Source organism: Gluconacetobacter brunescens, assembly GCF_048695475.1.
In the GTDB taxonomy this organism is placed as follows: Bacteria; Pseudomonadota; Alphaproteobacteria; order Acetobacterales; family Acetobacteraceae; genus Gluconacetobacter.
In genome coordinates this window covers 1,084,678-1,107,500 of record NZ_JBLHEN010000002.1, presented here as the reverse complement: position 1 = coordinate 1,107,500, position 22,823 = coordinate 1,084,678, and the positions used below count along the sequence as shown (strand labels likewise).

Here is a 22,823-nt window from a genome sequence, read left to right as displayed (position 1 = left end):
GGATCGCCTTTTGGCTGACTGCGGTGCAGCGGTTTTTGGGTGGGTCTGGTGAATGTTTGTTCTTTGTCAGTGTGAATAGGTTGGTGCGTCTGTGGGCGTGCCGAATTCTCGGGTTGGTCTGACCCTTGAAGCGGTCCAGGGAACTGGGGTGCTTCTTGCTAAGAGAATTTGGCGTGAGCGTTCAGAGACGTTTTTAGAGTGTGTCGTGCGAGATGACTGCGCGTGACGCGGGAATGTTCATGTGGGCTGGCCCTTGGGCTGGTTTTGCGTGGATGGTTTCTGTGCATGTTGTGGTGAGTGAGCGCGATAAGGGCATTCGGTGGATGCCTTGGCACCAGGAGGCGATGAAAGACGTGGCACGCTGCGAAAAGCCATGGGGAGCCGCGAGCAGGCTTTGATCCGTGGATATCTGAATGGGGCAACCCACCCAGCGATGGGTATCGTAATCTGAATACATAGGATTGCGAGGCGAACCCGGGGAACTGAAACATCTCAGTACCTGGAGGAAAAGACATCAATTGAGATTCTGCTAGTAGTGGCGAGCGAACGCGGAACAGGCCAGTGGTCATTTTCGAACAAGCAGAGCGGAATGGAAAGTCCGGCCATAGTGGGTGATAGCCCCGTATGCGTAATGTCTGAAATGATCCTTGAGTAGGGCGGGACACGTGAAATCCTGTCTGAACATGGGGGGACCACCCTCCAAGCCTAAATACTCCCTGGTGACCGATAGTGAACAAGTACCGTGAGGGAAAGGTGAAAAGCACCCCGACGAGGGGAGTGAAATAGACCTGAAACCGAATGCCTACAAGCAGTCGGAGCCTCTTATGGGGTGACGGCGTACCTTTTGTATAATGGGTCAGCGAGTTTCTGTTTGCAGCGAGCTTAAGCCGTTAGGTGTAGGCGAAGCGAAAGCGAGTCTGAATAGGGCGACGAGTTGCTGGCAGAAGACCCGAAACCGAGTGATCTAGCCATGGCCAGGCTGAAGGTGCGGTAACACGCACTGGAGGGCCGAACCCACGCCTGTTGAAAAAGTCGGGGATGAGCTGTGGCTAGGGGTGAAAGGCCAATCAAACTCGGAGATAGCTGGTTCTCCGCGAAATCTATTGAGGTAGATCGTCAGGTGTTGACCCCGGGGGGTAGAGCACTGGATGGGCTAGGGGGGCCCAAAGCCTTACCAAACCTAACCAAACTCCGAATACCCGGAAGTTTAGCCTGGCAGACAGACGGTGGGTGCTAAGGTCCATCGTCGAGAGGGAAACAGCCCAGACCACCAGCTAAGGCCCCCAAATCGTGGCTAAGTGGGAAAGGATGTGGGGATTCCAAAACAACCAGGAGGTTGGCTTAGAAGCAGCCATCCTTTAAAGAAAGCGTAATAGCTCACTGGTCTATTAGAAACCCTGCGCCGAAAATGTAACGGGGCTCAAGCCACGTGCCGAAGCTGTGGGTGCATACTTTGTATGCGCGGTAGCGGAGCGTTCCGTAAGTCTGTGAAGGAGACGGGGTGACCCTCTCTGGAGATATCGGAAGTGCGAATGCTGACATGAGTAGCGACAAACAGTGCGAGAAACACTGTCGCCGAAAGTCCAAGGGTTCCTGCGCAAGGTTAATCCGCGCAGGGTGAGCCGGCCCCTAAGGCGAGGGCGAAAGCCGTAGTCGATGGAAACCAGGTGAATATTCCTGGGCCTGCCAGAAGTGACGAATGCAAGATGTTGTCAGTCCTTATCGGATTGGGCTGGCTTTTTGCGCATTCCAGGAAATAGCTCTGGCATATAGACCGTACCCGAAACCGACACAGGTGGACTGGTAGAGAATACCAAGGCGCTTGAGAGAACGATGCTGAAGGAACTAGGCAAATTACTCGCGTAACTTCGGGATAAGCGAGACCCGTCATTGGGCAACCATTGGCGGGTGGCACAAACCAGGGGGTAGCGACTGTTTAGTAAAAACACAGGGCTGTGCGAAGTCGAGAGACGACGTATACGGCCTGACGCCTGCCCGGTGCCGGAAGGTTAAGAGGAGGTGTGCAAGCACTGAATTGAAGCCCCGGTAAACGGCGGCCGTAACTATAACGGTCCTAAGGTAGCGAAATTCCTTGTCGGGTAAGTTCCGACCTGCACGAATGGCGTAACGACTTCCCCGCTGTCTCCAGCATCGGCTCAGCGAAATTGAATTCCCCGTGAAGATGCGGGGTACCCGCGGTCAGACGGAAAGACCCTATGAACCTTTACTGCAGCTTTGCAGTGGCATCAGAGACATTCTGTGTAGGATAGGTGGGAGGCTTTGAAACCGGGGCGCCAGTTCCGGTGGAGCCATCCTTGAAATACCACCCTGACTGTTTCTGATGTCTAACCGAGACCAGTAAGCCTGGTCCGGGACCCTGCATGGTGGGCAGTTTGACTGGGGCGGTCGCCTCCCAAAGTGTAACGGAGGCGCGCGATGGTGGGCTCAGGTCGGTCGGACATCGACTGTTGAGTGCAATGGCATAAGCCCGCCTGACTGTGAGAGTGACAGCTCGATCAGAGACGAAAGTCGGCCATAGTGATCCGGTGGTCCCGCGTGGAAGGGCCATCGCTCAACGGATAAAAGGTACTCTAGGGATAACAGGCTGATCTCCCCCAAGAGTCCACATCGACGGGGAGGTTTGGCACCTCGATGTCGGCTCATCACATCCTGGGGCTGGAGCAGGTCCCAAGGGTTCGGCTGTTCGCCGATTAAAGTGGTACGTGAGCTGGGTTTAGAACGTCGTGAGACAGTTCGGTCCCTATCTGCCGTGGGTGTTGGAGACTTGAGAGGATTTGTCCCTAGTACGAGAGGACCGGGATGAACAGACCTCTGGTGTACCGGTTGTCGCGCCAGCGGCACAGCCGGGTAGCTAAGTTTGGACGGGATAATCGCTGAAAGCATCTAAGCGAGAAACCCACCTCAAAACTAGGTCTCCCTGAGGGCCGTGATAGACCATCACGTCGATAGGCCAGATGTGGAAGCGCAGTAATGCGTGCAGCTAACTGGTCCTAATCGCCCAATAGGCTCACTCACACCGCCAGGTTAATCCTGGCAACACACATGCACAGAAATCATCCACGCACACCACACACTCACAAAACACCAACCTCACACGCCCAAAACACCCCTACAGGGTGGACTGGACGACCTGGTGGCTATGGCGGGGAAAGATCCACCCGATCCCATCCCGAACTCGGCCGTGAAATGCCCCTGCGCCTATGATACTGCGTCTTAAGACGCGGGAAAGTCGGTCGCCGCCAGGTCTTCCAGTCCACCTACACCCCCGCGGGGTGGAGCAGCCCGGTAGCTCGTCAGGCTCATAACCTGAAGGCCGCAGGTTCAAATCCTGCCCCCGCAACCATCTGAACTTGCGATGCCAACGCATCACGAACCCCAGTCAGGAAACGAGCTGGGGTTTTCGTTTGTCCGCTGCCCGACGCCACCGTCAGGATGCCGGCGAGATCGCCTTTCACCTCAATCTGGATCCCTTTATCCGAAGGCGTAAGGACGATTGCGTCGATCATTGTACGGATAATCTCGGCGGCCTCCTGGCGCCGGTCTTCCATTTCGCCGTGAAGGGCCTCATGCAGACGATTGACCTGTTGGTGGTAAAACTCCGCCATCTTTGGGTGCAGGAGCGGCGGCGGCTCCTTGGCATAGGCCAGCGTGATTTCCAGTTCCTTCTTGCGTGCCTCCAATTCCAACATCTTGGTATTGAGCCGTTCGGCCGCGCCGCCCCTGAGGAGCATGTCGAGAAGACGATCAATATCCCGGTCGACTTTCAGGATTTCCTTGCGGGCAGCGTTAATGTCGGCCGATGCTTCCATCCGTAGGCGATTCATCTCGAAGGTGAAGGCCTCTGCGAAGTCCTTGAACAACGCGGGGTCCATCAACTGATAGCGCAGGGCATCAACGACGCGCCGCTCCAGTTCCTCGCGGCGCATATTGGTCCGGTTGTCGCAGGTGCCCTTGTTGCGCGCCGTCGAACAGCCGAGCAATGCGCCGGAGATCATGGAATAGCCGCCACCGCAGCAGCCGCATTTGCTGAGGCCGGAGAAGAGATAGCGGGGACGACGTTTCTCGCGGAAATGATCGGGCGATGAGGCGTCGCTTGTGTCCCGGTTGGCGCTGACGCTGGCTTGCCGTGCCTTGACTGCGTCCCACAGATCCCGGTCGACGATCCGTAGCTCCGGCACCTCCTGGATCACCCATTCGCTTCCGGATTGGGTCGGGCCTGGCGCTTGCCGGTATCCGGATCCTTGACGAAGCGCTGCCGGTTCCAGACCAGCCTGCCCACATACATCTCATTATTGAGGATACCGGTGCCGCGTGCCCGATTGCCGTTGATGGTCGAGAAACCCCAGGCGCCGCTACCCGGTGCCGAGATACCTTCGTCGTTGAGACGGAAGGCGATGGCGCGCGGTCCCTGTCCGGCCGCGAAGTCGCGAAAGATGCGCCGGACCACCACGGCTTCCGCCGAGTTGATGGTACGGTCGCCCCGGATCGGCTCACCATTGGGGTCGAGCCTACGCACTACGTCATAGCCGTAGGCATTGCCGCCGCCGGACTTGCCCTGTTCCACCCGGCCGCGCAGGCCGCGATGGGTCTTCTCGGCCAGGTCTTTCAGGAACAACGCGTTCATCGTGCCCTTGAGGCCGACGTGAAGGTGGGAAACCTCGCCCTCGGAGAGGGTGATGATCCGCACGCCGGCATAATTCATGCGCTTGAAAATTCCAGCGATGTCCTCCTGGTCGCGGGACAGGCGGTCCATCGCCTCGGCCAGCACAATCTGGAACCGTCCTCGCTGTGCGTCGGCGATCAGCGCCTGGATGCCCGGCCTCATCAGCGACGCGCCCGAAATGGCGTGGTCGGTATATTCCTCGACGATGGTCAAGCCCTGCCTTTCCGCGTGTGCGCGGCAGATGCGGAGTTGGTCCGCTATTGAGGCTTCACGCTGGTTGTCGGACGAATACCGGGCATAAATGACGACTTTCATGGCGGCTGTTCTCCGGACGGCTTAGCAATTGGTCTAATGGTTTGATACAACTGAAGTTGTTCATCATGCCAAGCGCGTGCGGCACGCCGCGCTAGGAACCTAACAAGCGTCCTAAGGCGTTGGTCCGGTGCCATATGCACTCGGACGTTTGGCGATGTGTCTGCTTCGGATGATGAGGACGCGGGATAGCCCGGCTGATGGTTGATCGTCATGATGCCGCACCAACTAGTCGGCGGCAAGAGTCTGGAGCGATATCCCGCACGGCGGCTTCGGCGATATTGTGACGGGCGAAAAAATTCATTACTGAATCTGTAACGACAAATCTTGCTGAGCCGATATTGATAGCAAGAATCTTTCGTCTATCGGCCATGCGGTAGCCCGTGCTGCGCGAGAATGAGAAGACGCGGTCGATAGAACTGATGTGAATAAGCGCCGGTACTCCCTAGTATTTTTCATATATGATTTGATAGTTTCTGGAGATTCTTGAGTTTTTTGGAGAATCATCATGCAGACAGAATGAGTCATGATGAATCGTTGCCGCCCTGCTGATCTGACGTCGATCGCGCCCTGATTTGCCAGGCGTGAAGCGGTCCGGGCGCTGAAGCCAAAGAATCGAGCGCAATCGAGCATTGCAACTGTGACCGGGTAGCTATGGATCGACGGGTTCATGATTGCCTCCTGCATCGTCACGACCAACTTGCCAGGGTGCGGATGGCGCCTCGAGTCCATGAAGTCATAGACTTTTGCTCGCTTGGGGAGCCGAGACATGTTTCGTTAGATTTGTTTTCAGAAAGAGGCAGATAGGGGCTAAAAGTATAGGTGAGAATGATCTTTTTTGTTCGATAGAGCGCAATAATTATTATTCTAAATTTAGTGTAAAAAATAATGCCAGATATTTTATTAAATTTCTTAGAGTATATATTTAGATAATTCGGTCTAGCGCTGCGATTGGAGATGCTCCTTGACGGGATTTCCCTCGTCCGCCAGATCAGCAATAATCTGATGTTCCCAATCGTCTCCAGGATCCAGTTGACACGTGTTGCGCTTGGTCTCAGTTGGCCTAGCAATGGGTCATACCAATTCTGCTTTGTCAGATACCCAGGAGCCCAGTCGCGGAGGCCGATTGACATGATGCGCCATGGCTGGTCGACGAGTTGGTTCCATGCGTGGCAGCAGATGTCGACGATGTCGTCGTAGGTTCTGAAGATCCGGTTCGATAGCCAGGTGTTGCGCATGAACTGCCAGACGTTTTCGACGGGGTTCAACTCGGGCGAACGAGGCGGTAGCGGCATGATCGTGATGTTGGCAGGGACGGCGAGTTTCTGGCTGGTATGCCACGCGGCCTGATCGACGATGAGAACGGCATGGGCACCCGGCGCCACGGCCTGGAAGATCTCGGCAAGATGACGGTTCATGGCGTGGAGATTGCATCAGGGCAGAGCGAGGGCGGCTCCCTTGCGCAGGGCCGGGCAGATCGCCCCGAAGATCCAGGCCGAGCGCGTGCGCTGATCGGCGGATGCCACTTGATGCGCAGGATGGAGATTGCAGCCCTGGCCCCGAAGCCCAGGACGACGATCCCGGGTCCGGGACACAAGATTTATCCGTATCTGCTGCGGGATCTGGTGATCGATCGCGCGAACCAGGTCTGGGCCTCGGATATCACCTATATTCCGATTGGTCAGGGCTTTCTGTATCTGGTGGCGGTCATCGACTGGCACAGCCGGGCTGTTCTGGCGTGGCGGCTGTCGAACACGATGGACACGGGCTTTTACCTTCTGGCGCTGGAAAATGCCCTGGCCCATCATGGAAAACTGGAGATTTTCAACACGGATAGTCAGAAGATGGTTGCCAGTTCGCGGACGGTTTGTCTCAAACACTGATCGATCACGGTAGACTGGCGCTGCGAGGTGCCCGGCGCGCTCTGACCCGCACTCTGATCGACCACTGTGTCTTTCCCTGGACCTGTCGACCGTCCGGGAGCACCTCGCGGAGAGGCTTTGCCTCGGCCATCGCCTGTGACCCGAGAAGGGCCTGATCTGACTGGTCTCGTGACTGTCCTAACCGTGCAGCGGGCCGCGGTTGAGCCATTGATAGCGATTAGCCGAGGGCGCGGTCATGGATGGAAATAAAAAAACGACGTGCGTTGTCGTTGGTGGCGTCGATACCTACAAGGATCTGCATATTGCGGCCATCGTCGATGAGCAATGCATTGCGCTTCTGGCGATCACCTCGCGGGCGAACGGTTCGATCACCGCGTCGCAGACCACACGCTCGTTGTCGATGAAGCGGGCGACCCATTGGTAGCGCATATTCGCCCGTTCGGTGGAGAGCGGCAGGCTTGCTGCTAGCGCCATCAGATTCGGGGAGGCCGGTGCCGCCTTTGCTCCGTCGTCGTCGTCGCTCGGGTAAGGACGCAGTGTGGCCCGGTGCGAATCCATATTGCACTTTCGCTTTACAAAAAACATTTCTGTCTTATCATATCGAAGTCGCACTGACGTGGGTCGTAACCGATATGCGGTTGGACCGTGAACCGGTTGCCGAGAAGAGAGGGCATCTAAGATGCTGTTTAAAAGCAGGGCTTACAGGACTCTTGCCAGTACCAGCCTGGGAGGCATGTCTCTCTTCTATGTTGGTATGGCGTGGGGCCAGACCGGCATTCCGGCCAAATATGACGATCGCGCGGTCACCGGGACCGCCGTGGCAAAAGGAGTGGCCAGGCCGGTCGAGAAGACAGGTGACGCAGGCAAGGTGGCGACGGCCGCGACCGCAGTGAATGTCGCGACCACCGCTACGACTGCCAAACCGGCTACCGATAACGGGCCGGCCTTGGAAGACATCGTGGTGACCGGTGCGCGGGCCAATCGTTTTGGCACCGACGTGGTCCAGGCCGGCAGTTTCCGTGGCGCCAAGGCGCTGGATACGCCCTTGACCGTGAACGTGATCTCGCGCGCTGTCATCGAGACGCAGCAGGCTCGTAACCTGCAGGAAGTGCTACAGAATACGGCCGGCGTGACCGTGTCGCAGACCACGCCGACGGTTTACAGCAACCTGGCCATTCGTGGCATTCCGGTCGATAACAGAAGCAATTATCGTCTCGACGGCATTCTGCCCATCATCAACCTGATCGACATGCCTATCGAGGACAAGGATCGCGTCGAAGCGTTGAAAGGTGCGTCCGCGCTGTATTATGGCTTTACGACGCCGGCCGGTATCATCAACCTGACGATGAAACGTCCGACCCAGAAACGCTATCTTGAAATCGACGGTGTCGGCGACAGTAACGGCGGGCGCGGCGGGCATATCGATTTCGGGCAGACATGGGGCATGTTCGGCGCACGGATCAATGGATTATACGCGGATGTCGATTCGGGAATCGACCACACGCTCGGCAGTCGCTACCTGACATCCGGCGCCTTCGACCTGAAGCCGACCAGAAATCTGACCATGCACCTGGATATCGAGCATATCTTTAAAGAGGTCAACGAGCCGGGCATTTTCCGCTTTGTCAAAAAGCCGACGCCAACGGCGGCGGACCCCTATCCGTCGGTCACTCTGCCGCCCCTGATCAATCCGCGAACCAATTTCGGCCCGGATTGGGCGCGGAATCGTGCGCAGGAAACCAATCTTATGGGCACCGTGGACTGGAAGATCACGAAGGCCTGGAATTTCTCGCTCAGCGGTGGACAGTCGTGGCTGTGGCGCGACCGGCATTTCAATTACCTCGATCCCAACAACATCAATACGAATCCTGCTGTCGGAACGGTGGGAGAGAACGTGCTGACGGTGGGCGACCAGGAGAATTACGAGGCGGTCAACCGCAACGCCCGGGCTGAAGTCGCGGGAACGTTCAGGAGCGGTCCCCTGCTGCATGATCTTCTGGTCGGTGCGTCGATCAATGTGCGCGACCAGTACAATCCCTCGACGGTCAATCATACCTTTGCCCAGGATTATACCGATCCGCATGCCATTGCGGAGGTCGCCTATGCGCCTTCGGTTTTCACCAATACCCGCATCAACGACAAGGGGCTCTATGCGTTCGACCGGATAAAATTCCGCGAGTGGCTGCAGTTGCTGGGTGGTATCCGCAAGTCGGACTACACCGAGGAAGTGCTGGGCGGAAAAAGAACGTTCCATGCGACGCCGATTACCTATTCCTATGGCGGCGTCATTAAGCCCATCAAATGGATGAGCCTCTATGGAACATACATCGAGGGGCTGGAATCGACCGCCGGCGCGCCGTCCACCGCCATCAATTATGGACAGCAGCTTCCGGCCGCGAAATCGAAGCAGGAAGAAGGCGGCATCAAGATCCAGCCGACGAAGAATCTTCTGTTCCAGGCGGCATATTTTGTCATCAATCGGGCATCGACCTACGTCAATGGCGCGAATATGTATGTCGAGGACGGGCGCCTGCGCTATCGGGGCTTCGAATTCAGCTTGTCGGGGGATCTGACGGACGAATTGTCGGTTTACGCCAGTGGACAGGCGCTCAACGCCAAGCAGGTATCGGGTGCGCCGAGCAGCATTTCGGCCAGTGGTGTTTTCAGCCCGACGGTCGTGGGGCGCTGGGTTGAGAATACGCCGAAATATACAGCGTCCGTTTCGCTCAACTACAAGCTGGACCGCGTTGTTCCGGGGCTGAGCGTCAATGGTGGCTTTGTCTATATCGGCCGCCGTGCGATCGATGCCCTGAACCAGGCGTGGATTCCCGGCTATGTCCTGTTCAACATGGGTACGTCCTACCAGCGCATGGTGGCCGGACATGAGATGACCTTTCGCGTGAATGCCGACAACATCACCGGCAGGCGCTACTGGGCATCGACCGGGGCGGACCTTCTTGCCGAAGGCGCGCCGCAAGTCGTCAAATTCTCGGTAGCCATGAAATACTGACCCAGTCGACGCGATCAGCCGGACGGGCATGTGAACCGTCCGGTGTTGCGCGGGAGCGAGGCCTGGTCCGGTAACCTGTCTGGCTAAGGCAGCATGCGCCGCAGGACGTTATCCTTGATTATCGCATGATGATAACAGGCGGCTGCCGCGTGGAGTGCGGCGACAACCATGATGACGTTGGCGACCGTGCCATGCCAGTCGGCGATGCGGTGCTGTATGGATTTTTCCCACAGGCGTGGGAACCGCCAGACGCCGAACAGGGGAAAACCGTGGCCGAAAACATTGGCGATGCCCAGCCCCACCACGGACAGCAGCAGCAGATAGAGCAGGGTATGCATCAGCATGGCCGGCATGTGGTGCATGCCCCGATCCGCGGGAGAGGGGCGGCGTCCGCCGGTTGCGCGCCATGCGATGCGCAGCAGGACGAGCAGTGTCAACAGGAAGCCGAGGATGACATGGACGGACCAGATGGAAAGCCGGAACGACCCCTTGGGGAGGCGTTCGGCGCCTTGCGCCATCACCCATAAGAATATGACGGAAACCCCCACGGTCCAGTGCAGGGCAATCGTCCGGCGGTCATGACGAATGGTGTCATTGTCGTTCATGTCCATTCCCCAAAGCGGAATTTTTCTGACTGTCGCTTCATGTGCGATAGGACTGCGTGACATCGCTCATAGGGCTTGGAGATCCGGCAAGGGAGCCGCTCTGGGCGTCGCGGCCAGCAATTGGCGCGTATAGGAATGTTGCGGGTTGGAGAAGACCGCATCAACCAAGCCTTCCTCGACGATCGTTCCGTTTTCCATGACGACGACCCGGTCGGCGACCTGCTCGACGACCGACAGGTCGTGCGTGATGAAGAGGCAGGCAAAACCCTGCTCGTGCTGCAATGTCTGGAGCAGGGTGAGGACCTGCTGCTGGACGCTGAGGTCGAGGGCCGATACGGGTTCGTCCGCCACGACCAGTTTCGGGCCGGAGACGATGGCCCGCGCGATCGCCACGCGCTGGCGCTGGCCGCCGGACATTTCATGCGGCAGGCGGCGTTCGAAGCCCGCGAGATCCACCGCTGCCAGGGCGGCATCCGTCCGCGTCCTGCGTGTGGCCGCGTCCAGGCCGGGCACGTGCCGCAGCGTGGCTGCGACGATCTCGGCGACGCACAGTCTGGGATCGAGCGAGGAAAACGGGTCCTGGAACACGAGTTGAACCTGTCGGCGAAAGTCGCGGAGTGCTGTAGTGCCGAGCGTGGCGATGTCGGAACCGTCGAAACGCACCGATCCGGACACGAACGGCGTCAGGCCCAGGACCGTGCGGCCGAGCGTGGTTTTTCCCGATCCGCTGCCGCCGACGAGGGCGACGATTTCACCGGACCGGACCTGTAGCGATACGGTGTCGAGCACGCGGCGGGGCTGGCCGGCGCGCAGCAGGCCGCGCTTCGTGGGGTAGTCCACGCACAGCCGGTTGATCGACAGCAGGACCGGCGCCTTGTCCGTCGAACTGGCCGGTGACGCCGCTTTGGGCCGTGGCAGGGCGCCGATCAATTGTCTGGTATAGGGATGGGTCGGGTGGGCCATCATGGACCCGGTGAGGCCGGCCTCTACCACGATGCCCTTTTGCATGACGATGGCGCGGTCGGTATAGCGTTCGACCAATGGCAGGTCGTGCGAGATCAGCAGCAGGGCCGTGCCCTGTTCCCGCGTCAGTTCGACCATGATGTCCATGACTTCGCGCTGGCTGAGGACGTCGAGCGCCGTGGTCGGCTCGTCGGCGATCAGGAGCCGGGGTTTCAGCAGCAGCACCGACGCCAGCATGATCCGCTGCCGCATGCCGCCCGAGAATTCATGGGGGTAGGCCGTCAGGCAGCGCTCGGGATCGCGGATCCGCACGCGGTGCAGCATGTCGATGACGAGGCCGCGGATGGCCGTGCGCGACAGCCGGCGGTGGCGTTGCAGGCCCTCGGAGAGTTGACGGCCGATCGTCAGGGCCGGGTTCAGCGAGGTCATCGGTTCCTGGAAGACCATGCCGATGCCCGGTCCGCGCAGGCGCTGCATGGCCGGTTTCGCCAGTCGGGTGATCTCCTGCCCCTGGAAGCGGATCGTGCCCCCCGCGACCTGGGCCGCCGGCGGCAGGAGGCTGACGAGGGCGCGCGTCGCCATGGTCTTGCCCGATCCGCTCTCGCCGATGATCGCCAGGCGCTCGCCGGCGGCGAGGTCCAGGCCGAAATCATGCACCAGGGTCGTGCCCGCGCGTGTGGCGATATGGAGATTCCGGACTTGAAGCAGGGGATCAGTCACGCATGTTCTCTTGGATCGATACGGTCACGGATGGCGTCGCCCAGCATGTTGACGCCCAGCAGGGTCAGCATGAGGCAGGTCCCGGGCACGAGGCTGAGCCAGGGCGCGGTGCCGATATAGGGCCGGGCCTCGGCCAGCATGTTTCCCCATGTCGGGGTGGGCGGCGGTACGCCGACGCCCAGGAAGCTGAGCGCGCTTTCATAGAGGATCACCCAGCCGAACAGGCTGGTGGCGATGATCAGGATCGGCGGCAGGGCATTGGGCAGGATGTGGCGGTACATCGTGTAGAGCGCGCCGTCGCCAGCGACCTTCGAGGCCTCGACGTAATCGCGTTCGCGGATCGAGAGCACGCTGGAGCGTACGACCCGGACCACGGCCGGCAGGTAGGACAATGCCAGGGCGATGACGATGGCATTGCGGTTGCCGCCCAGCACCGCGACCAGGGTCAGCGCCAGCAGCATGGCCGGGAAGGCGAGGATCGCATCGGCGACGATCATGATCAGCCGGTCGGTCCAGCCGCGCAGATAGCCAGCGAGTACCCCGATCGGCACGCCCGCGACGAGCGTTGCGCACACGGTCTGGAGCGCGATCAGCAGGCTGGTTCGCGCACCCAGCATGGCACGGGAGGCGACATCGCGGCCGAAGGCGTCGGTGCCGAGCCAGTGTGTTGCCGAGGGGGACTGGAGCACATGGTCCAGGTCGATGGCGCGTGGATCGTAGGGCAGCCAGACGAGGCCGAGGAGGACGATCCCAAGCAGCAGGCCGAACAGCGCGACGCCCGCCAGACTGCCGATATGGGACGGTTTCATGATTTCACTCGCGGATCGAAGACGGGATAGACCAGATCCACGGTCAGGTTGACCAGGACGAACACCAGCGCAGTCAGCAGCAGGCAGCCCTGGATGACGGGGTAGTCGCGGGCCAGGATGGAATCCACCATCAGGCGGCCGAGGCCCGGGAGGGTGAAGACCGTCTCCACCACCGCGACGCCGCCTAGCAGGTGGCCCAGTGTCAATCCGATCAGGGTGAGCGTCGGCGCGAAGGCGTTGGGAAAGACGTGGCGGGCCAGGACGAGGCGTTCGGGAAGCCCCTTGGCACGCGCATGCGTGATGTAATCGAGGTCGAAGACGTCGATCGCGCTGGCCCGCATCATGCGGGTGAGGACGCCGGTTTCGGTCAGGGTGAGGGTTGCGATCGGCAGGACCAGGAACAGCAGGGCGGCGCCTGCATCTTCGGAAAACGGGATATAGCCGACGATGGGCAGCCAGTGCAGTTTCACGCCGAATACGATCAGCAGCAGCAGGCCCAGCCAGAAACTGGGGAGGGCCAGCAGCAATCCGGTCGCGGCCGAGACAGCGAGGTCGATCGGCCGGCCGTGTTTCCACGCCGCGATCATGCCGAAGAGGACGGCGATTGCCGTGGCCAATGCGACCGCGGGCAGGACCACCGCGACCGTCAGGGCGAAATGCGACAGCACGAGCCCGGCGACCGGCTCGCCGCTGACGATCGAGAGGCCCAGGTCACCCCGCAGGGCATGGCCCAGCCAGAGGAGATATTGCGCCACCAGCGGGCGGTCGAGCCCCAGTTCCCGATGCATGGCCGCGAGGGTTGCCGGATCGGCGCCTTCCCCCAGCATCACCAGCGCCGGGTCGCCGGGCACGAGGCGGATCAGGAAGAAAACGGCGAGGGAGACCAGGAACAGCGTGGGGACGGCCAGCGACAGCCGACCGAGGATATAGCCAGGCATTATGGATCGGTTCTCCGGCCGGGATCGACATCCCACAGGCGTTGCAGGGCGCCCGCCCATCCCTGATAGCCGGCGACGCGCGCGCGCATCGCCGCGATGCGGGCTGTATTGAACAGCACCACCGCTGGGACGTCCTCGCGAAACTGGCGGTCGAGCGTGTCGAAGATATGCTGGCGGTCGTCGCGGTCATCCACGGACATGGATTGCTCCAGGAGGGAGATGGCCTTCGGGTCGTCCCAGACCTTGCGCGGGTCCGCCGTCCTGTCTCCCAGCAGGGAATCCAGGATCAGAGACGGATCGAGGCGGGCGGAATACAGGAATACCATCGCCTGGTAGTCGCCATGGGCGTAGCGGGCCAGTTGCGTGGCCCAGTCGAGCGTCACGATCTCCATCCGAAGGCCGATCGCACGGGCCATCGCCTGGATGATGATGGCGGAATCGAATGCCTGCGGGTAGCGGCGGTTCGTCAGGAGTTCGATCGGCGCCCCCTGATAGCCGCTGTCGCGGACCAGGGCGCGGGCACGCGCCAGGTCCTGCTGGATCAGGGTATGGATGGCTGCGTTGGAATAGGGGCTGACGGCGGGGATGAACGAGCTGTTCGCCGTCGCCGTGCCGTGGGTGGCTACCCGCGTCAGCGCCCCGACATCCAGGCTCAGGGCGATTGCCCGCCTGATCCGCGGATCGGACAGGACGGGGTCTCGGGTCTGGAACAGCAGGGCATACAGGTCCATCGTAGGGGCGATGCTGAGCCGGATATCCGACCGGCCGGTCAGTTCGCCCAGTTCGTTCGGCGCCAGATTATCCAGGATATCGAGACTGTCCCGCATCAGGGCGGCGGTGGCCGATGATCCGTCGGGAATGATCTCGAAATGCAGGCGGTCGACGAGCGGATGCTTGCCGCCGCCATTGCCGTCACGCGGGCCGGGCAGGCTGCTATAGGTGGGAAAGCGCACCAGATCGACGAACTGGTTGCGCCGCCATTCGGAAAAGCGGAACGGCCCGGTGCCGATCGGCGCGATCCAGTGGCCCTGCGCGTCGACGGAGGAAGGATGGAGGATGCCGGCCTCGCCGCAGTCGGACCGCGCCAGGACCTTGAGGAACATCGGAGCGGGGCGGTCGAGCGTGATCGTTACGGCATCGGTGCCGGTGGCCTGGACCGCGAGCACGCGCGCGATGCCGTGTGGGCCGAATTCGGATTTGCACCGCCAGTGGCTTTCGGGTGCCAGGTAGCGCCGCAGCGACCAGACGACCTCGGCCGGGGTCAGCGGCGCGCCGTTGTGGAAATGGACCCCCTGGCGGAGCGTGAAGCGGTAGGAGCGGCCGTCTGGCGCGCGCGTCCAGCCGGTTGCGAGCATCGGGGCGACGCTGCCGTCCTCGCGGCTGGCGACCAGGCCTTCCACGACATGCAGTAGGACGGCGTCGGTGTTCTCGTCGCGTTTCATGCCCGGGTCGGTCGAGGCGATATCCGAGTTCAGGCGGCTGCGCAGCACCGTCTCGGCGGAGGAGGCGGTCGCGATCGACAGCAGGACCAGAAACGGCGCCAGGGCCCAGGCGGTCGACCGGGCAGGCCCGCTGGTGTCGATCCGACGCGCGTCTTCCTCCTGTTCCACCATCAGCAAGTATGCCTTTCATTACGTCTCATTACCAATAACACTGTTTTTTCAATATCGGAAAGACAAAATTGTGCCGGATGCGGAGCCTTTATCGGGATTGACGAAAATGGTTTCTTCATAACCATTAAAGCCATACGTTGCTGTCCCGACCCCGTTCCGCCCATGAGACATGGAGCAAAGAGTGCCCCGATCCGCTGCCGCCATCGATCCGTCGGATGTCAGCGCGACCAGCCGCCTTCGTGCCGATCTTGCCGGCCGTATTCTCAAATTGCTCAAGGACCAGGGCGCGCAGCCGGGGCACCGTCTAGTCGAATGCGATCTCTGCCGCCATTTCGGTGTCTCGCGCACCCCGATCAGGGGAGCGCTGCAATTGCTGGCGAATGCCGGCACCGTCGAATCGCGTGCCAATCGCGGCTATGTCCTGTTGCACCCGATCCGCGAGGCGCCGGAGCCGCCCACGCTGACCGGGCAGGACGAGGAAGACCGGGAACTGCTCGTCAAGATAGCGCGTGCGCGCAATAATGGGCTACTGCCGGATGAATGCAGCCAGCAGGAAATGGTCCGTCATCTGGACGTGACCATGGCGACGTTGCTGCGGGTCCTGCGCCAGCTTGCGGATCTGGGACTGGTCGAGCGCAAGCCGGGGAAGGGGTGGATCTTCCTGCCGGCGATCGATTCGACGCGCGCGCAGGAGGAAAGCTACGCCTTCCGGCGGGTGGTCGAGCCGGCGGCCCTGCTGGCGCCCACATTCGAACTTGACCAGAACTGGCTGGAAAGATCGCGCGCTCAGCACGAATCCTTCAGAAAGCGCCGGTGGCGCGATACGCTCGCGGTCGAATTCTTTCAGATGAACGCCGATTTTCACGAGCAGCTCGCCCGCTGTTCCGGAAACCGTTATCTGCTGGGCGCCGTGCAGGGCCAGAACCGCCTGCGTTCGTTTCTGAATTATCACTGGGTGCATGGCGTGCCCCGCGTCATTGCCTCGATCGAGGAGCATCTGGCGATCATGGATGCTCTGGCGGATGGCCGGAACGACCGGGCCAGCGCGTTGATGCTCGATCATCTGGCGAGTTCCTCGCGGACATTCTCGCCGATGGGTGCCGGCATGACGCCCGGCAGGCCGTAAACGCCCGGCCAGCCGGGCCAGATATCTTGTATTATCGTTTTCCATGATACAATATGCCTTGCCGTAGTCTGCGGGACCTCATCGGCGGGAGCAGTCAAGACATGAAGCATGCATTGAAACGGTGGACGGTAGCGCGGCCTCTGGCCCTCGGCGCTGGGGTGATACTGGCAACGCTGGCCGGCGCCCATGCCGCGCCGGCAGATCCCGAGCGGGCGCAGTTTCGCGATTTCTACAAGGAGATTCTTGAAACGGATTCCAGCGCCGCCTCGGGTAGTTGTACCGCCGTCGCGGAAAAGGCGCGTGCGCGCCTACTCGCGGCCGGGTATCCGCAGGGCGACACGGAGATTGTCCTGGCGCCCGGTCTGCCTCTGGATGGCAATCTTGTGGCGAGCCTTCCGGGTACGGATCCGGCGGCGTCACCGATCCTGCTGCTCGCGCATATCGATGTCGTGAATGCGAAGGCATCGGACTGGAAGCGTGATCCGTTCCGGCTGGTCGAGGAAAACGGGTATTTCTATGCCCGCGGTGCCGTGGACGACAAGGCGATGGCCGCGATCTTCGTCGACTCGCTGGTCCATTTCCGGCGCGAGGGTTTTCGGCCGAAGCGCACGATCAAACTCGCCCTGACCTGCGGAGAGGAATCCGGTGGCCGGTTGCGCGGGATTCGCTATCTGATCGCGCATCGTCCCGAGACGGTCAAAGCGGCATTTGCGATCAATGAAGGCGGATCGGGCTATCTTGACGCCGACGGCAGGCCGCGGGTGTTCAGTGTCGAGGCCGGCCAGAAAGTCTACCAGGATTATCATCTGACAGCGACCGGCCCCGGCGCCCACAGTTCCCGCCCCGGCAAGGACAATGTGATCACACGGATGTCTGCCGCTCTCGTCCGGTTGGGGGGCTATCGCTTTCCGGCGGATATCAGCCCGGTGACGCGGCGTTTCTTCGCGCGTTCGGCTGCCTTGCAGACCGGGGCGGTCGCGGCCGACATGCGTGCGCTCGGCGCGGGATCGAACGACCCCGCCGTGATCGATCGGGTAGCCGGCGCGGACCCGGTGTGGAATGCGATGATCCGCACCACATGCGTCGCCACCATGATGAATGCCGGCCACGCCAAGAATGCCCTTGCCCAGTCGGCGGATGTTAACGTCAACTGCCGGATCCTGCCTGGCGAAGACCCGCAGGCCGTGCAGGCGCGACTGACGACGGTGATCGCGGATCCTTCGATCGCGATCACCCTTGGCTCGCCGCCCGCGCCGCGTTCCATTGCGCCGGCGCTGACGCCGGAGATCCTGGGGCCGATCGAGCATATCGCGGCGCAGCTCTGGCCGGGGGTTCCCGTTATTCCGTCGGTCGCGCCCGGCGCGACGGATGGGCGGTTCCTGACCGAGGCGGGAACGCCGACTTATGGCGTCAGCGGGATTTTTCTCGACCCGGATGGAAATGGTATTCATGGCCTCGACGAGCGGGTCCGTGTGGAATCGCTCTATAACGGCCGCATCTTTCTCTATCGTCTGGTGAAGGACTACGCCGCCGGGTGATCTGTCCCGCCGGTCAGATCGTGCTCAGCATGATGCTGGTCTCGCTATTGAGTACGCCGTCGATGCTTCTGACTTCCCGCAGCACGCGATCGAAATCGCTCAGGCTCTGTGCGCGTATTTCCGCGATGAGGTCCCATGAGCCGTTTGTCGTGTGGAGGGCGCGTAGTTCCGGGACGCTGCGGAGCTGATGAATGACTGTGCTGGTGGATCGTCCCGCCACTTCGATCAGCATGATTGCCCGGATGACGCCGTCATCATGGTCCTGGCGGACGCGGATCGTGAACCCCAGGACCGCGCCGGTTTCAAGCAGCCGGTCGAGTCGGCTCTGGATTGTGGCACGGGATACGCCGAGTGCGTTGGCGAGCGTTGCCACGGGGGCTCTTCCGTCTTCTCGCAGTGCCGCAATGAGGCGCCGGTCGAGCGTATCGAAGACGTGCCTGTGCATGGAGCTGGCTTCCTGGCCGGGGTGGACGGATCGGGATGAACCGGCGGCCTGTGTCGGAAGGCCGCGCAACGGGTTTTATCTTTCATCATGATGGAAAGGGAAGGCACAGATGCGTTCTGTGAACATGATTGCGGCGGGTTTTCTTGCCCTGGCCGTGAGCCGGGACCCGGCGGCGGCGGCTCCGGTGGCGGAAGACCGCCATGGGTTGCCCCAGCTCTCGGTGCATGATTTTGCCGCCAAATATCTGATGCAGCAGGCTGATCTCGCGGATCTTCACGTTTTTCAGCAGGCGAATGAGGCCCTCAAGGCGAGCGCCGACCGGCGACCGCGCATTGTCATGATGGGCGATTCCATCACTTTTCACTGGCAGCCTGACGAACGCCCGTTTCCGCAGACGCTGAACGTGCTCAACCGGGGTGTGGTCGGCCAGAATACCGACCAGATGGTGCTGCGGTTCGAGGACGATGTGGTGGCGCTCGATCCGGTTGCGGTCGTGATTGCGGGTGGTGCGAACGATGCCCGCATCTATGCCGGGCAGCCGGCGCTCGCGCGGGCGTCTGTCATCGCCCGCATCAGGCGAAATGTGACCGCGATGGCGGATATTGCGCAGGCGCATCATATCCGGGTGATCATCGCGGCGATTACACCCTGCAACGATTGTGCGGCGCTGAACCGGGACCCGGAAACCATCGTGGCCGCGAACGCCTGGCTGCGCGGCTTTGCGGCGGGCCGGCATTACCCTTATGCCGATTATTTCTCCGTCCTTGCCGACGCGAAGGGAACATTGCCCGCAGATCTGACCACCGATGGGCTGCATCCGACGAAAGCCGGCTATGCACGCATGTGGGTGCAATTGCAACAGGCCGCGAAATCAGACGCTCTTCCCAGGTAGGATGACAGGGTCGTCATGGTGATGCTGGCCGCTCGGGTGGCCCCGCGGGCGGCATGGGAGATGTTGTATTATCTTGTGTAAAAATACAACATGTTGACTTTTCGGGCTTTCACGCGTAACAGGCGAGCATGTCCGCGTGGCAGGTCGTTTCGGAATTTTGTGGGTTGTAGGCTGTTGAATAAGAACTCTCACGCAACCCAACCGCATACGATGCCGGGCCAGGCGCTGCCCCGGGCGGCACCCTCCGAACGGGATGTCGACCCCGACGCGATTTCGGCGTGGCTTGACAGTATCGAGGCGGCCGGCCTCGAATTGCATGCCATGATGCTCTGGCGAAAGGATGCGGTCGTCGCCGAGGGATGGCGGTGGCCCTACCAGCCGCGATCCCGGCGCATGACGCATTCCGTGACCAAGAGCGTGACCGCATGCGCGATCGGCCTTCTTCTGGATGAGGGGCGTCTTTCGCTGGACGACCGGATTGCCGGTTTCTTTCCCGAGGCGATGCCCGGCGCGAGCGAGCGGGCGGCGCAGATCACGGTCAGGCACCTTCTGGAGATGCGGGCGGGGCATGGCTCGGAAGTCTCCGGATCGGTCTGGCGGGGCATCGATACCAGTTGGACCGATGAATTCTTTCGCATTCCCGTTATCGACGATCCTGGAACAACCTATGTTTATTCCAGCGCCGCGAGCTATATGCTTTCGGCCATCGTCACCAAGGTGACCGGGGAGACGCTTCACGATTACCTGCGGCCCCGCCTTTTCATGCCGCTGGGTATCCACGGCGAACAGTGGGATCTTGGTCCCGATGGTATCAATCCTGGCGGCAACGGCCTGAGCCTGACGACCGAGGACATGTTACGTCTCGGTATCCTGCATCTTCAGAACGGGCAGTGGAACGGCCGCGCGATATTGCCGGCATCATGGGTGGCGGCGGCCACACGCCCGCAGGGGGCACCGACCTATGGCTATCACTGGGTGGTCGGGGATGATTATTACGCGGCCCTTGGTGTCTTCGTTCAGGCTGTCCTTGTTTTCCCTGGGCAGGAAAGCGTTCTGGTGATCCAGGGCGCCATGGAGAACAGCGCCGCGATCCTGCCGTATATCAGGCAATATTTCCCTCATGGCTTCGTTGCCGGCGGGCGTGCGTCAGGGGATGCCGGATTGCGGGCACGGTTGCTGGCGTGGAAGGAACGCCCGCCGATCTCGGGATGCGAGGAAGCGGGGCGGGCTGTTGCGGGAACACGATGGCGCGTGCATGCCAACGCCCTGGGTGTCTGTGAGATCGCGTTCGATGGCAGTCCCGGGATGATCGGCTTTACCCTTGTGGATGCGATGGGGTGGTACAGCGTCCAATGTGGCCTGACGGAATGGATCGGCGGGGTCTCGATGATGCCCGGTGCATCCCTGCATCATGGTTATCCGCTTCGCGGTACGCCGATTGTCGCGGGAGCGCGCTGGGTGGCTGCCGACCATCTCGAACTTATCTGGAATTTTCCGGAGACGGCGTTTCGCGATAGGGTTAGTATTCGGTTCGCCGGTGATCGATTGACGCTGGACCGCGAAGTCAACATGAATTCGGGTAGTCGCCGCTGGCCGACATTGCAGGCCGATCTGATGCCTGCCCTGGAAGGACCAGCAGGCGCCTGAAGGGCGGTTGTGTCGGCAGGTCGCCGAGCGGCGCGGTGTCTCGCACCGACGGCGGAAGATGGAACGTATCCTGAAAATCCGTAGGAAGATGTCCCGTCCTATTGGGTGGTGCGGTATGTTTTGCGCGGACAAGGTGTGCAATATGTACAAAGAATATTGAATGATATGTCTTATTACATATTCAATCTGATAGATCGTGCAGGCACCATATTTTCCGATAGCAGAATGACAGGGAATATCATGGTCCAGTATGTCGGCATCGAGAATCTCATACAACTGGTGCGTTCCGTCGGCGTGGAAAGCTTCCTGACCGAACTGGCCGATTATGTCGAAGACGATTTCCGGCGCTGGCCCGATTTCGAGAAGACGCCGCGCCTGGCGAGTCATTCGCGAGATGGCGTGATCGAACTGATGCCGACGGCGGATGCCGCGCTGTACGGTTTCAAATATGTCAACGGTCATCCCAAGAACACGCGCGACGGATTGCAGACGGTGACCGCGTTCGGGGTCCTGTCCGATGTACGGTCCGGCTATCCGCTCCTGCTCTCGGAAATGACGCTGCTGACCGCGCTGCGGACCGCTGCGACGTCGGCGGTGGCGGCCCGCCATCTGGCGCGGCCCGATAGCCGGGTGATGGCCATCATCGGTCTGGGCGCACAATCGGAATTCCAGGCCACGGCCTTCAAGGCGCTTCTCGGGATCACGCATGTGCGGGTTTATGACGTGGACCCGGCGGCTTCCCGCAAGTTCCACGAGAACATGCGTGATGGCGGACTGGATGTGATGGTCGCGAACAGCAGCCAGGATGCTGTCCTGGGGGCCGATATCATCACTACCGTAACCGCGGACAAGTTGCAGGCGACGATCCTGTCGGACAACATGGTTGCGGCCGGTGTTCATATCAATGCAGTCGGCGGGGATTGCCCAGGCAAGACGGAACTCCAGGCCGATATCCTGAACCGTGGGCGCGTGTTTGTTGAATTTCCCGAACAGACGCGCATAGAGGGCGAGATTCAGCAGATGCCCGCAGATTTTCCGGTCACGGAACTTTGGGAGGTCATTGTTGGTCGCGAGCCGGGGCGCCGTTCGGAACGGGACATTACGATCTTCGACTCCGTGGGCTTCGCGACGGAAGATTTTTCAGCCCTCCGCTACCTGCGCGACAAGGTGCGGGATACGGAATTTTATACGGATATCGATTTGCTGGCCGAGCCGGAGGACCCCCGGAACCTTTTTGGACTACTGAAATAGACTCGGTTTGTTAATTTCTGCTGAGAATCGACCCACCCCCTGGGGCCAATCTGGAGCGTATAACATACAAATAATTTGTTATCTTATTCGTTATTGTTGTTATCTGTTATCACGGGGAGAAAACGTCACATCGGCCTGGGGTGTCAGACGCGCCCGTTTGGCACGGGTCCGGCCCTACACCGCAGGAGATCCGCAGCCTGCGGCATTCCTCGATGTCATGATCGCTGCAACAGGATGCAGGAGAGAATGCGGGAATGATCGCTCGTTCCAGCTCTGGTTTTACCAGTAATATTCATGGGGCTGTCAGGTGCCGGTATAGGGGAAGACGGCCTCGAGTAGATGGCTGCACCAGTTGGGCGATTCCGAGGCATCACGAGATCCTCCATA

General features: G+C 60.7%; 13 protein-coding genes, 1 tRNA gene, 2 rRNA genes and 3 pseudogenes. 10 read left to right on the top strand and 9 right to left on the bottom strand.

The window, feature by feature from the left end; all coding sequences use genetic code 11:
* The first annotated feature begins 295 nt into the window (after positions 1 to 295).
* The 3 genes from ACMAUO_RS17280 (at position 296) to ACMAUO_RS17270 (ending at position 3,364) form a co-directional block, all read left to right on the top strand.
* Positions 296 to 3,036, top strand: a 23S ribosomal RNA gene (locus ACMAUO_RS17280).
* Positions 3,037 to 3,150: 114 nt separating this feature from the next.
* Positions 3,151 to 3,266 (top strand): 5S ribosomal RNA (gene rrf / locus ACMAUO_RS17275).
* A gap of 21 nt (positions 3,267 to 3,287) precedes the next feature.
* Positions 3,288 to 3,364 (top strand) — tRNA-Met (locus ACMAUO_RS17270).
* On the opposite strand, the pseudogene ACMAUO_RS17265 reads toward ACMAUO_RS17270, so the two are convergent.
* Together ACMAUO_RS17265 and ACMAUO_RS17260 are read right to left on the bottom strand one after the other, a co-directional pair.
* Positions 3,321 to 4,999 (bottom strand): annotated as a pseudogene (locus ACMAUO_RS17265) (recombinase family protein). The gene ACMAUO_RS17270 and the pseudogene ACMAUO_RS17265 sit on opposite strands and share 44 nt — an antisense overlap.
* A gap of 1,094 nt (positions 5,000 to 6,093) precedes the next feature.
* A pseudogene (locus ACMAUO_RS17260) lies at positions 6,094 to 6,519 on the bottom strand (IS630 family transposase); the annotation flags it as partial.
* 3 nt (positions 6,520 to 6,522) lie between these two features.
* On the opposite strand from ACMAUO_RS17260, the pseudogene ACMAUO_RS17255 reads away from it, so the two are divergent.
* Positions 6,523 to 6,852, top strand: a pseudogene (locus tag ACMAUO_RS17255) (DDE-type integrase/transposase/recombinase); the annotation flags it as partial.
* A gap of 312 nt (positions 6,853 to 7,164) precedes the next feature.
* On the opposite strand, the gene ACMAUO_RS17250 reads toward ACMAUO_RS17255, so the two are convergent.
* The gene (locus tag ACMAUO_RS17250; protein ID WP_420358133.1) at positions 7,165 to 7,464 is read right to left on the bottom strand and encodes a hypothetical protein; all 300 of its coding nucleotides are present in this window, start codon (positions 7,462 to 7,464) and stop codon (positions 7,165 to 7,167) included.
* Positions 7,465 to 7,612: 148 nt separating this feature from the next.
* On the opposite strand from ACMAUO_RS17250, the gene ACMAUO_RS17245 reads away from it, so the two are divergent.
* Positions 7,613 to 9,889 carry a TonB-dependent siderophore receptor gene (locus tag ACMAUO_RS17245; RefSeq protein WP_420358132.1) on the top strand — a complete coding sequence of 759 codons (2,277 nt, stop codon included), beginning with the start codon at positions 7,613 to 7,615 and terminating at the stop codon, positions 9,887 to 9,889.
* An 83-nt stretch (positions 9,890 to 9,972) separates the two neighbouring features.
* Here ACMAUO_RS17245 and ACMAUO_RS17240 read toward each other — a convergent pair whose 3' ends face one another.
* The 5 genes from ACMAUO_RS17240 to ACMAUO_RS17220 form a co-directional block, all read right to left on the bottom strand.
* Positions 9,973 to 10,494 carry a cytochrome b gene (locus ACMAUO_RS17240; RefSeq protein WP_420358131.1) on the bottom strand — a complete coding sequence of 174 codons (522 nt, stop codon included), beginning with the start codon at positions 10,492 to 10,494 and terminating at the stop codon, positions 9,973 to 9,975.
* 66 nt (positions 10,495 to 10,560) lie between these two features.
* Positions 10,561 to 12,177 (bottom strand): dipeptide ABC transporter ATP-binding protein, encoded by a 1,617-nt coding sequence (locus ACMAUO_RS17235; protein WP_420358130.1) that lies wholly within the window; start codon positions 12,175 to 12,177, stop codon positions 10,561 to 10,563.
* Positions 12,174 to 12,986 carry an ABC transporter permease gene (locus tag ACMAUO_RS17230; RefSeq protein WP_420358129.1) on the bottom strand — a complete coding sequence of 271 codons (813 nt, stop codon included), beginning with the start codon at positions 12,984 to 12,986 and terminating at the stop codon, positions 12,174 to 12,176. The genes ACMAUO_RS17235 and ACMAUO_RS17230 overlap by 4 nt, the downstream gene beginning before the upstream one ends.
* Positions 12,983 to 13,924 carry an ABC transporter permease gene (locus ACMAUO_RS17225; RefSeq protein ID WP_420358128.1) on the bottom strand — a complete coding sequence of 314 codons (942 nt, stop codon included), beginning with the start codon at positions 13,922 to 13,924 and terminating at the stop codon, positions 12,983 to 12,985. The genes ACMAUO_RS17230 and ACMAUO_RS17225 overlap by 4 nt, the downstream gene beginning before the upstream one ends.
* Positions 13,924 to 15,537: an ABC transporter substrate-binding protein gene (locus tag ACMAUO_RS17220; RefSeq protein ID WP_420358308.1), complete on the bottom strand. Its 1,614-nt coding sequence runs from the start codon at positions 15,535 to 15,537 to the stop codon at positions 13,924 to 13,926. Before ACMAUO_RS17220 ends, ACMAUO_RS17225 begins: the two co-directional genes overlap by 1 nt.
* Before the next feature lie 181 nt (positions 15,538 to 15,718).
* On the opposite strand from ACMAUO_RS17220, the gene ACMAUO_RS17215 reads away from it, so the two are divergent.
* Both ACMAUO_RS17215 and ACMAUO_RS17210 read left to right on the top strand, forming a co-directional pair.
* The gene (locus tag ACMAUO_RS17215; protein WP_420358127.1) at positions 15,719 to 16,663 is read left to right on the top strand and encodes a GntR family transcriptional regulator; all 945 of its coding nucleotides are present in this window, start codon (positions 15,719 to 15,721) and stop codon (positions 16,661 to 16,663) included.
* A gap of 101 nt (positions 16,664 to 16,764) precedes the next feature.
* On the top strand, positions 16,765 to 18,201 hold the full coding sequence (locus ACMAUO_RS17210) for a M20/M25/M40 family metallo-hydrolase (RefSeq protein WP_420358126.1): 1,437 nt from the start codon (positions 16,765 to 16,767) through the stop codon (positions 18,199 to 18,201).
* Between the two features lie 13 nt (positions 18,202 to 18,214).
* Here ACMAUO_RS17210 and ACMAUO_RS17205 read toward each other — a convergent pair whose 3' ends face one another.
* Positions 18,215 to 18,646 (bottom strand): Lrp/AsnC family transcriptional regulator, encoded by a 432-nt coding sequence (locus ACMAUO_RS17205; protein ID WP_420358125.1) that lies wholly within the window; start codon positions 18,644 to 18,646, stop codon positions 18,215 to 18,217.
* Positions 18,647 to 18,755: 109 nt separating this feature from the next.
* Between ACMAUO_RS17205 and ACMAUO_RS17200 the strand changes: the two genes are divergently transcribed.
* From ACMAUO_RS17200 to ocd, 3 genes are all read left to right on the top strand, one after another.
* Complete coding sequence (locus tag ACMAUO_RS17200) at positions 18,756 to 19,538, top strand: GDSL-type esterase/lipase family protein (protein WP_420358124.1); 783 nt, start codon at positions 18,756 to 18,758, stop codon at positions 19,536 to 19,538.
* Between the two features lie 174 nt (positions 19,539 to 19,712).
* Positions 19,713 to 21,185 carry a serine hydrolase domain-containing protein gene (locus tag ACMAUO_RS17195; RefSeq protein WP_420358123.1) on the top strand — a complete coding sequence of 491 codons (1,473 nt, stop codon included), beginning with the start codon at positions 19,713 to 19,715 and terminating at the stop codon, positions 21,183 to 21,185.
* 135 nt (positions 21,186 to 21,320) lie between these two features.
* On the top strand, positions 21,321 to 22,436 hold the full coding sequence (gene ocd, locus ACMAUO_RS17190) for an ornithine cyclodeaminase (protein ID WP_420358122.1): 1,116 nt from the start codon (positions 21,321 to 21,323) through the stop codon (positions 22,434 to 22,436).
* Positions 22,437 to 22,823 lie beyond the last annotated feature (387 nt).